Below are 10,744 nucleotides of genomic sequence, written 5' to 3'. Positions count from 1 at the left end.
AAAATGAAACTAGAACCTCAGAACCTTAAAATTATTGGTGTAGTGGTTACAGGAAAACCAAGTGATTTAATAAAGTTTAGTGATGAATCTATGATTCGCGGTGCTACATTAGGAGCAACAACAGACCAATATTAAATTAGAGTGGATACCAATGCAACTGACTTATGAGTAGGGGGACGGTGAACCGCATCATAAATAACTTGAAAATATGTTTCTTCCACAATCGGGCGCTTTTCTAAAATAAGGAAAGCGTCTTCCTTCATGAAAAGGACCAATTAACGGAACAAATAGGTAACTTAATTAACCTTTATCCGTCTAACAATCCAAGGAGGGATAATGTGAAAGTGTCAAGATTATTTTTGGGTTTGGTTATTTTCGTTTTATTAACTGCTGTTGGATGTTCTAATTCATCGGATAAAGGTAAAGTAGAAGTTTATACAACTGAAAATCCTAATGCGGAAGGGGTTTTAAAATTAGATCCTGAAGCCGATATATTTCAGTTCAATGGAGTGATTTATCAGACTGGAATTGATTGGGTTGAAGCACTAACCTTAACAAAAGACGAGCAGGTAGGAGAAATAAAAACAAAAAACGATACAGATACAAACTTTGAAGACGAAATGTCGAACAAATTGCCTGTTGGTGCAAAAGTCTTTTCGGTTAAAGAAAAAGAAGAAATTGGAGGACCAATTTTACTCGTAGAATCAGAAGGTAAACTTTATAAATACTATGGGCTTGTTGAGGGTTAATCAATTTTCATATATCCGCAAACGGGCGCTATTCTGTAGTAGGGTACTGTAGAAAAACACGGAAAACGTACTAAACCAATTTCTAGATAAAAAAAGCCGGTTTTCCTTTTCAATAAGGATTAACCGGCTTACTTAAAGATTTTGGTATTATAAATTGCTTGATGTAATCTCCTTACGCCCTCTTTTATTTCTTCATTTTTTAGATGGCCATACCCAATAATAATTCGATTAAGGTGTTTTCCCTTTTTAATTGTATGGTCTTCTACAGGATATACTTTAACTCCAATTTGTTCGATTTCTCCAATTAATTCCTTTGAAAAATGAGAGTCAGTTATTTCAACAATTAGGTGTAATCCAGTCGAATAACCGATTATATTAACTTTATTCGAAAATGTAGTTTTTAAACAATGGATAAGGAAGTTTCTTCGACTTTTATAAATCTTCTTCATCTTCGAAATATGTCGTTCCAAATAACCATCATCAATAAAACGGGCAAGAATAAGCTGATCTAAAGAAGACGTATGAAGATCCGAAAACCATTTTAGACTGCGGCATTTTTCAATAAGATGTGAAGGAAGAATTAAATATCCCATTCTAAGAGCAGGTGATAAGATTTTACTAAACGAACCAATATATAACACACGTTCCGGTTCCAATCCTTGTAATGAACTTACAGGTGGGCCTTCATATCTAAACTCACTGTCATAATCATCTTCAACAAGATAACAATTTGTTTTTCTCGAGTAATTAATCAATTGAATTCGTCGTTGAATTGGCAACGTTCCTCCTAACGGAAACTGGTGGGACGGAGTAACAAAGATGAATCTTGGAATATTATTTAATGGCAGCAAAGATGTCTTCATTCCATATTCGTCAACAGGTATAGGGTAAAGAAGAGCGCCTGAAGTTTTAAATATAGTTTGAATATCATTGGTGATTGGATCTTCCATTATCACTGTATCATCCGGCGATAAAAGTAATTTAGAGACAAGTGTCAGAGCTTGAGTTGCACCAGAAGTAATCACAATTTGTTCTGGATGACAATCAACACCCCTAGTTTTCAGTAAATAGCGCGATAAAACCTGCCTTAATTCCTGTCGTCCTTCAGGGAGGTCATACCCAAACGTAGAAGGTGATGCTTCATTCCATGTGCTGTGAGATAATTTCGCCCATGTCTTCCTTGGAAATAAATCCAGTGAAGGTATCCCTGAACGAAAGTTGATGATGTGATCTTCATTGTTTTCATCTTCACTCCAATGAAATAAAGGCGCCTTTTTATGTTGTTCTAAAAAAGCTCCTTCAGCAACAAATGTTCCAGCACCCCTTTTTGCAACTAAAAACCCTTCAGCCAATAATTGATCATACGCTTCCAAAATCACATTCCTGGACACATTCAACTCAGAAGATAGTTCACGTGTCGACGGTAGTTTTTCTTCTGAGTGTAAGTCCCCGTTTAAAATTTGTTCTCGTATTTGCTGATAAACTTGTCTAAATAAAGGTATATCTAACGATCGGTCAATGGGTATCCAAAGCATATTTACATTTTCCCCTTCAATAAATAAAAGTGGTACCATCAAAAAAGATGTTAAGTGGTACTAATATAAACCATTTTACCATGATAAAGTGGATTCAAATAGTAAAAAGGAGATGTATAATAATGATGAAAACCCCTGAAGTTCAAGTCGCTCAAGCACTTAAATCGGTTGCACGAAATGAACATATTAAATCCTATATTCAACAATCCAATGAACTCTATCCATTATTATTGAAAGCTGCCAAACGGTTTGTTACAGGAGAAAATAAACAAGAAGGAATCGAGATAGCAAATGAGCTGATCTCAAAAGGTTATTTTATTTCACTTGAATACATAGGGGAAAATATAACAGATTTAAAAAAATGCATAAAAGCCAAAGATGAGTTTTTGAATCTCATAGAAGAAATTGGTTCTATGTCTATTAAGCAAACTGTTTCGCTGGATCTCTCACATATTGGATTATCTGTGAATCCAGAAACAGCTTATATTCATTTGCTTCAGATAGCCAAGAAAGCAAATATGTACGGAATTACACTTATGATAAGTATGGAGGAATCATCGAAAACGAATGACATTCTCGATATCTATAAAAAAGCATCTGAGCAGTACCCAAATGTGGGGATAACTATACAGGCACACTTATATCGATCTAACAATGATATCCAGGAACTCATTCGTTATCCTGGGAAAATACGAGTTGTCAAAGGGGCTTATCAAGAATCTGCCGAAGTTGCTATGTCTAGATCGAAGGAATTGAATAACTGTTATCTTAAACTTGTAGAACAATTAATAGAAGCTAATCACCCAGTTTCTATAGCTACACATGATGAAACTCTTATTCAAGAAATTGTACACCGTCAATATCTTAATCATCCCAATGTAGAAATAGAAATGCTCTACGGAATACGTCCAGATTTGTTAAGTAATTTAAAAAGCAAAGAGTATAACTGTAAAGTATACTTGACTTACGGAAAAGAGTGGTACTTGTATTTATGTCATCGAATAGCTGAATATCCGGAAAATCTATATCGTGCAGTAACAGATATGATCAATCCATCTTTACCAGAGAGTAGTAGATCATATTGAACAACCATTTAACCCTAAATTTTTGAAAATATATAGTCCAATTTTTTCACAAAAACAGAGGTATATGATGTTGAATCACAATAAAGATGTTACATTATGTATTTTATGTTTAAAATGAATTTTTCTTATTCCATTAAAGGGCGCTTTTCCGTAATAGGAAAGCGTCTTTATTCATGGAAAGGGCCATTTTCTTGAGTAACACTTTAATGAAAATAATTATGGAGCAAAAAAATTGTGAAGATTTTCCCTTAAACTAAAGGGTTGTAAAGGGGGAAATCTAAATGGTTGAAAATGCTCAAACAAACAGTAATTCGGTAATTTCTTTAAACCTTGGTATTATTTAGATCCTAATACCATTTATCGGTTTTTTTTGGTGGTTTAGGAGTTGTAGTTGCTAGAAAAGCGACAAAAGAAATTGTAGAAAAAAACCAAAGTGGTAGTAGATTAGCTACTTCCGGTTTAATTTGTAGTGTGGTGGGAATTATCATTCAAATCTTTTTAGTACTCAGTATTCTCGTTTTCTATTCTTTAAGAATTGTAGGATATCTTATTAAACTAAAGGGCCAGTCCTGCCATGGGTTGGGCGTTCAAAGTGTTGCAAACCATGAATAGGATTGGCTTACTATGGGGAGTAGTTTAGTGTTTTATTAATAATTTCTATTTTTTGCCACATGAAGAAATTCCTTAACCGCAGGAGAAGCATTTGCAATTGATTGACAGGCAAGTGCTACTTCACGGCTGTTTTCAATATTTAGTTTGCTGATTTTTATGTTTTGCTGTGTCTTTAAAAATAATTCTGGACCTATCGTAACGCCAAGTCCTTCCTGTACCATATTAGCGATGGTTGTACAGTCTTGTACTTCAAAAAGAATAGATGGTTTAATTTGCGCTTCTGCAAATAATTCCTCAACATGTGATTGGTACATCCCTGTTGGCATAATAAAGGATTCATACATTAAATCATTCATTTCTACTATTTCTTTAGAATGAAATTGATGATCAGGGTGATAAGCGACTACCATCTTGTCTTTAATCAAAGGAACCAAATCGAAATTTGGGTTTGATTTTCCTTTTACTACAAATCCAATGTCAATAATGCCTGAACCTAACCATTCCGTAATCTCTTCATAGGTTCCTTCGTAAAATTTAAATTCTATTTTAGGATGCTTTTTCCGGAATTTTGCAAGTAATTTAGGCAATAAGCAGGAAGAAGCACTTGCAAAAGTGCCGATACGAATAATACCTGTTTCCAAGCTTGTCATAAGCGCAATTTCTTGATTAATGACTTCCACTCTTTTCAATATTTCTCTAATATGCGGCAGAATTTTTTGTCCTATATCTGTAAGTGTTATTCCTTTTTTTCGATCACGAATTAATAATGAAACTCCCCATTCAGATTCTAAACTCGCAACTGCATGACTCACGGCAGATTGGGTCATATTTAATGTTTCAGCAGTTTCTGTAAAGCTTCCTAGCTCAACCACTTTTGCAATGATTTCGTAGCGCACAATAGTCATGAGTAATTACTCATCTCCTTTATTAAAAACATCAATTTTACTTATGTTAACATGGAACATAAAATAAAAACAGTAGTTCAAATATAAGGAGATGTACAAATTGAAAAATAATATGAATCAACTAATCATCATACTTTTAGCTTTAGGGGCTTTTGTAACAGGAACAGCAGAGTTTGTTGTTTCTGGAATTTTAGAACTGATTTCTTTTGAATTAGATATTTCAATTTCAATGGCTGGTCAGTTGATTACGATTTATTCTTTATCTTATGCTATTGGAGCTTTGATCTTGGTCATGCTAACGTCTAAATTGGATCGTAAAAAAGTACTTTTATATGCTATCTCTATATTTATTCTAGGGAATCTAGTTGCATTTTTTAGCTATAATTTTGTCTTTCTTATGTTATCTAGAGTCATTATGGCGATGAGTGGAGGGTTATACATTGTTGTTGCCACCAATTATGCTGCGCAAATTGCAGTTCCAGAAAAAAGAGGTAGTGCTATGGCAACAGTCATTACAGGTTTCACTGTTTCATTAGTACTTGGAGTACCTATCGGAACATTTTTAGCTGGACATTTTGATTGGCACTATATTTTCTTAATTATTGCGCTTGGCACAGTTTTTTTAATAATAGGACTTTACAAATTATTACCATCCATAAAAGGAAACCAACCGCTGCCATTTACACAACAGCTACAAATTATGAAAGATAAACGAGTCCTTACTGGTTTAATGACAACGATCTTTTGGATTTTAGGATATACGATGGTGTTCGCCTACATTGCTCCATTATTAAGTCATACTGCTGGTTTTTCTATAGAAATGACAAGTATCGCATTATTTGTTTTAGGCACTTTTGCTTTTATTGGCTCACGCTTTGGAGGATATGCGGTAGACAGATGGGGACCTAATCGAACGATTTCATTAAGTTTATGTGTTCATATCATCTCTTTATTTGTACTAACATTTACACAGTATAGGGCAGTCGGTGTATTTGTCACACTAGCTTGTTGGGGAGTAGCAACTTGGACAACGACACCAGCAAAGCAGTTTTATCTGATTTCACTAAAACCACAATCCTCTGAAACAGTACTCAGTTTTAATACCGCCTTAATGAATGTTGGAATGATGCTAGGTTCTGCATTAGGAGGAATCATTATTCAGTATACAAATATAGTGAATTTAAGCTGGATTGGAGGATTATTCGGTATACTTGCACTTATTTTTATCAGATATTCTTTCTATTTAAATAGAAATTTTATGGAGAATCACCAATTTTAAGGATAAAAATACTCTCCAATACCAGCATTTCAAAAACTTGTTGAAGGTTTTGAAAGGGGAAATCATCACCCACCTTTGCAGTTGTGAAGGGAGAGGAAATGTATATTAGAACGAACGTACCGAATATCAAGTTCGCTGTGCATTTAACTCCTTTTGTATTGAAGAAGAGAACAAGGAAACTTTCATTAGAGTATGACTAATGAGTATAGGATTTGATAAATATTTTAGTTATTCCATTAAAGGGCGCGATTCTGTAACAAGGATCAGCGCTCGTTTTCATTAAAGGGCCAGATTGTTGAAGAGCATCATCAAACGAAATCGAATAATTATGGTAAAGTATGTTTATGGGGGGAGTTAAATGAGTGATTTTTTATTACCACTTATGGGAGTTTTTATTGTAATTGCAAACATTATTGGATTTATATTTTACAAGAAGAAGAAAAATTTATATTTTGCCGCCTTTATAATATTACTATTAGCGGTTTTATTTGGTGCAATCGGTGGTGTACTAACAATATTTATTATTAAGGATGCCTTTGCCATTTTTTACGGCATGCAGCTGGGACAGTATTTAATAGCAAATAGTGTGATCGTTTTTATTATTGCGATTCTAGTAACTGTAATAAAAAAATATAACAATGTAAAAGTTTAATTCATGATTGATAATGTTCAACTAACGGGCGCTTTTCCGTAATAAGGAAAGCGTCTTTCTTTATGAAAAGGAAAAATTGGATAATGTAATCGTCCTTAATTTGGACGATTATTTTATTTGATAAAAAAACCAATAAAATTTAAGCCAAATTAGACTTTGGTTTGTCTAATAAGTGTAAGACAAAAAATGAGGAGTGAATTCCAATTATTAGATTAGTAAAAAAAGCAAAAAAAGGAGATGATAAAGCCTTTTTAAAGCTTTTCCGAGAATACGAAGAAGATATTTATCGAATGGCTTATGTATATGTTAAAAATAGAGATGATGCTTTAGATGTTGTTCAAGAGGTAGCTTACCAATCTTTTAAAAAGATAGATACATTGAAAAACCCAGAGTATTTCAAAACGTGGTTAATGAAAATAACAATGAACTGTGCAACCAATCAAGTTAAAAAGAATAAAAAAGTAGTTCAATTAAAACCAGAATATGAGGAATTTATAGGAACAGAGAATGAAGATATTCCTCTTTCTATAACATTACAAGACTTGATAGAAACATTGGAAGAGGATGAAAAAAGCATTGTTTTACTAAGGTTTTATCATAATCATACATTTAAAGAAATATCGGAGGTATTGGGAATACCACTTGGAACGGCAAAATCAGTTCTTTATCGTGCATTAGTTAAGCTTCGTAAACAATTTAAGGAGGGTGATATTTGTGAACAATAAAATAAATCAAGAGTTACAAAAAATAGAAATCCCAAAAGAATTACATAAAAGATCTAAATTGGGTGTGAAAAAAGCGAAAGCTGAGCAACAAAAAAGAAGATTTAAAAATCCATTTGTAGCGGCAGCAATGATTTTAGGGTTAACTACTACTTCAGTTGCTTTTGCCTTTCCGTCTCTTGCATCTCAAATTCCATTTATGGATAATGTCATTAGTTTTTTTAATGATGAGGAGAGAGACTACAAAGATTTTGAAACCTTTTCGACTGATATTGGTCTTGCACAGACGAGCAATGGTACGACTGTTATGATAGACAATGCGGTATATGACGGAACAAATATTACTATTTCATTCGCACTCGAAACAGAACAAGAAATTGAACAAGAAATTGAAATCAGTGCAATGAATAGGTTTGATGTTGTTGATGCAATTGGTATGGGAGGTAGTGAAAAAATTACAAAGATTAGTGACAATCGCTATGTAGGATTGGCATCTTTCACTCCCCATTTCAAAGATGAAGGATATCCTGAAACCGTTGAAATTACTTGGAGTCCTGAAGCCTTTAATAGTACATCGAATGATTCAGTAGTAGAAGGCGATTGGTCATTTGCTTTTTCACTCAACCGTTTAGAAGGTGATATACAGTTGTTAAATAAAACCGTACAGAAGGAGAATGTGAGCTTCACGCTTCAATCTATTGAGTTCACTGATGTATCCACTGTAATTAGCTATGAACAAGTGATAAAAGATGAACTTCTAAAAGAGTGGGAAAGTGTGACACCTGTTTTTCATGTAACAGATGACCTCGGTAATGTGTATATGAATGGAACTGGTGGTGGTGGAAAGACAACTAATGACTACAAAACATTTAAAGGAACAAGCGACTTCGGTACAATTAAAGAGGGAGCTAGTAAGCTCATCATTCAGCCAATTCAAATTGCAAGTCTTAATTATGGAAAAGGCCATACAAAAATTGAGCTTGAGACTATTGTCATCGACTTAAAAAAATAATAATGAAATAGTTTTTATGTGAGTTATTGTACTTAAAGTAAGGTAAGTTATTGTTCAATAGAGCAGTCGTTTTTTCACTAAACCAGCTAATAGATTGTCAATAAAAATCTTTTAAATTAATAAACACTTCATGCTATACTAAAAAGCGCAACTCAAATAACCCTCCGAATTCAATTTGGAAGGTTTTTGTTGTATTTGAAAATGCTGTTACTACATAGTTTCTTGGAATGGTGTTTTCGTTTTTAAAATCGCATAAATCCAATGTAAAAGCTTATTTGCACAAGCAATAATGGCTACTTTATATGGCTTTCCTTCCACACGTTTTAAATCGTAGAAGGCCCGTAATCGTTTATTTCGTGCAATGGTTTCATCTGTTGTTTTCTTTTTACGACTATCTCGAATTGAACAGCGGACGGCCATGTAAAGCATGTGGCGAAGCCTAGCCGAGCCGAGCCGCGTTTGGTAATGTGATTTTTCGTGCCTTTAAAGCGACCTGATTCAAACACACTGGGATCTAGTCCTGCAAAGGCTACTAACTTTTTGGGATGATTAAACCGCTCAATTTCCCCAATTTCTGAAAGTATCGTTGCCGCGATTTTTTCACCTATGCCGGGAAGTGACTGGATTAATTCATATTCTTCGAGTTGTGCCACCAATTGATTAATCTCACGCTCTAACGTAGAAAGTTGTTGGCGGTACGCTTGAAGTAATTCAATATACATATTTAGACTGACGAGTAGGCTTTGATAAAGCGTTGATTGAAATGGGTTGCGTTCTGCAGCTACGATTAAAACCTCAGCTCTTTCATGCGCCCAATTAAATGAACGTGCTTTACAATGCTGATTAATAAATTGTGCAAGCTCTTCTACACCTGCTTCTAGTACTGATTCAGATGTAGGGAAGGTACGACTGGGGCATGATAGTGTCCTGTCGATTCTAAAACAATAGGTGGTTTCATCCCTGTTTGATGCTCTAAATCTAATAAATAAGAGTGTAACTCTTCCAATCCATCCACCGTATGATCAACTTTCACGCTGCTTTTATAGGGCATTTTTTTATCCAAGAACATTTGAACCTGACTTTCACCTTTTGCGACATCCAGACCAACTACTGGATTCATAGTTTATCTCCTCCTAAGGTAGTGTATTGACCGGTAACCTCTATCTAGCTTGTTATTCATATCTTCGCTTGTTATACGGGATCACTATGTCCCAACCAGCCTAATCATGTGTTAACAAGTAGAGGGCGAACAGTTTAGTTATCGGGATCAAGTCCCACGGGTGCTTCCGTTCTACTCCGGCTCCGGCTACTATCAATCTATAAATTGAATAAAAAATAGTCAACCAGATTTCTCCGGTTGACCTTATAATACGATACCAACTAAAAGAAGCTGAACGTTATTCCATTAAAGGGCGCTTTTCTGGAATAAGGAAAGTGCTTTTTCCACTAAAGGGCCAGGTTAGTGCAATAAAGAGGTTATGTTTTATGGTAATATTAAGGGGATAATTGAATCTTTGTTAGGAGGGTTTTTTATGCTTTTTACAATTATGAGGTGTTTAAGTTGAACAAAAATTATTGGAAAATCACCTTTGTTATTTACATATTAATGGTAATAAATTTTGTGGTGGTCAAGTTTAATGGAAACATATATCATACTATCAGTACAATACAAATGAACATTATGAGAAGAACCGAGGGAGGTTCAAATTATAATTTAGTTCCATTCCAGACAATTGAAACTTACCTTAGTGATTTGAGTATTGGCGTCGCCTTTGTAAATATCGTAGGTAATATCATTCCGTTTATTCCAATGGGCTTTCTAATCCCGATGGTTTTCCGCTCGCAAAGAAAAATAATTAAGACTATGTTCACTTGTTTATTGCTGATAGTAAGCATAGAGTGCATTCAGTTTTTTGCATATTTAGGGTCTTTCGATATAGATGATATTATATTAAATACGATAAGTTGTTTTTTAGGTTTTTTGTTATTCAAAGTGTACAAGGGATTCTATAAAAAGAATGCCCCTGCGTGGAAGGTAAGTTAAGAGGAAAAGATAAACTATTTCCACAATCGGGCGCGATTCTTCAATATGAAGATCGCGTTTTTCAGTTTGAATAACCGTCTTTTATTGGAACTACTATCTATGCTGTTTTGGGAACCTATAATAATTTATTCAATCAAAAGTTGTATGTT

General features: G+C 34.2%; 10 protein-coding genes and 1 pseudogene. 8 read left to right on the top strand and 3 right to left on the bottom strand.

From position 1 onward, the window contains the following. The first annotated feature begins 3 nt into the window (after window positions 1-3). Window positions 4-135, top strand: a complete 132-nt coding sequence (locus tag C9J35_RS25200) for a hypothetical protein (protein WP_499842782.1) — start codon at window positions 4-6, stop codon at window positions 133-135. Between the two features lie 203 nt (window positions 136-338). Further along, a complete protein-coding gene (locus C9J35_RS22325) occupies window positions 339-749 on the top strand; it encodes a hypothetical protein (protein ID WP_107927021.1) in 411 nt (136 codons plus the stop codon). A gap of 128 nt (window positions 750-877) precedes the next feature. Here C9J35_RS22325 and pdxR read toward each other — a convergent pair whose 3' ends face one another. After that, window positions 878-2,284, bottom strand: coding sequence for a MocR-like pyridoxine biosynthesis transcription factor PdxR (gene pdxR / locus C9J35_RS22320; RefSeq protein WP_107927019.1), 1,407 nt, complete (start codon window positions 2,282-2,284; stop codon window positions 878-880). Window positions 2,285-2,409: 125 nt separating this feature from the next. On the opposite strand from pdxR, the gene C9J35_RS22315 reads away from it, so the two are divergent. Beyond that, a complete protein-coding gene (locus tag C9J35_RS22315) occupies window positions 2,410-3,369 on the top strand; it encodes a proline dehydrogenase family protein (protein WP_107927023.1) in 960 nt (319 codons plus the stop codon). Window positions 3,370-4,016: 647 nt separating this feature from the next. Here the strand turns inward: C9J35_RS22315 and C9J35_RS22305 are convergent. Next, complete coding sequence (locus C9J35_RS22305) at window positions 4,017-4,886, bottom strand: LysR family transcriptional regulator (protein ID WP_107927016.1); 870 nt, start codon at window positions 4,884-4,886, stop codon at window positions 4,017-4,019. 91 nt (window positions 4,887-4,977) lie between these two features. Between C9J35_RS22305 and C9J35_RS22300 the strand changes: the two genes are divergently transcribed. From C9J35_RS22300 to C9J35_RS22285, 4 genes are all read left to right on the top strand, one after another. Next, window positions 4,978-6,165 (top strand): MFS transporter, encoded by a 1,188-nt coding sequence (locus C9J35_RS22300; RefSeq protein ID WP_107927014.1) that lies wholly within the window; start codon window positions 4,978-4,980, stop codon window positions 6,163-6,165. A gap of 358 nt (window positions 6,166-6,523) precedes the next feature. After that, entirely contained in the window at window positions 6,524-6,817 is a 294-nt protein-coding gene (locus C9J35_RS22295; RefSeq protein ID WP_107927012.1) for a 3-isopropylmalate dehydrogenase, read from the top strand. A gap of 197 nt (window positions 6,818-7,014) precedes the next feature. Next, entirely contained in the window at window positions 7,015-7,542 is a 528-nt protein-coding gene (locus C9J35_RS22290) for a sigma-70 family RNA polymerase sigma factor (protein ID WP_107927010.1), read from the top strand. Next, window positions 7,532-8,551, top strand: a complete 1,020-nt coding sequence (locus tag C9J35_RS22285) for a DUF4179 domain-containing protein (protein ID WP_107927009.1) — start codon at window positions 7,532-7,534, stop codon at window positions 8,549-8,551. The genes C9J35_RS22290 and C9J35_RS22285 overlap by 11 nt, the downstream gene beginning before the upstream one ends. Before the next feature lie 210 nt (window positions 8,552-8,761). Here the strand turns inward: C9J35_RS22285 and C9J35_RS22280 are convergent. Then, a pseudogene (locus C9J35_RS22280) lies at window positions 8,762-9,671 on the bottom strand (IS110 family RNA-guided transposase). A gap of 432 nt (window positions 9,672-10,103) precedes the next feature. Between C9J35_RS22280 and C9J35_RS24970 the strand changes: the two are divergent. After that, complete coding sequence (locus C9J35_RS24970) at window positions 10,104-10,595, top strand: VanZ family protein (RefSeq protein WP_052059863.1); 492 nt, start codon at window positions 10,104-10,106, stop codon at window positions 10,593-10,595. The last annotated feature ends 149 nt before the right edge of the window (window positions 10,596-10,744 follow it).

It is taken from the genome of Lysinibacillus parviboronicapiens (assembly GCF_003049575.1).
In the GTDB taxonomy this organism is placed as follows: Bacteria; Bacillota; Bacilli; order Bacillales_A; family Planococcaceae; genus Lysinibacillus; species Lysinibacillus parviboronicapiens.
The sequence above is the reverse complement of the archived record's forward strand: the minus strand, read 5'-3'. Positions and strand labels throughout refer to the sequence as shown.

What these genes read in the sequence shown, in the direction of transcription:
- C9J35_RS25200 (WP_499842782.1), top strand. Translation starts at nt 4, where the DNA reads ATGAAACTAGAACCTCAGAACCTTAAAATTATTGGTGTAGTGGTTACA.
- C9J35_RS22300 (WP_107927014.1), top strand. Translation starts at nt 4,978, where the DNA reads ATGTACAAATTGAAAAATAATATGAATCAACTAATCATCATACTTTTA.
- C9J35_RS22305 (WP_107927016.1), bottom strand. Translation starts at nt 4,886, where the DNA reads ATGACTATTGTGCGCTACGAAATCATTGCAAAAGTGGTTGAGCTAGGA.
- pdxR (WP_107927019.1), bottom strand. Translation starts at nt 2,284, where the DNA reads ATGCTTTGGATACCCATTGACCGATCGTTAGATATACCTTTATTTAGA.
- C9J35_RS22315 (WP_107927023.1), top strand. Translation starts at nt 2,410, where the DNA reads ATGAAAACCCCTGAAGTTCAAGTCGCTCAAGCACTTAAATCGGTTGCA.
- C9J35_RS22295 (WP_107927012.1), top strand. Translation starts at nt 6,524, where the DNA reads ATGAGTGATTTTTTATTACCACTTATGGGAGTTTTTATTGTAATTGCA.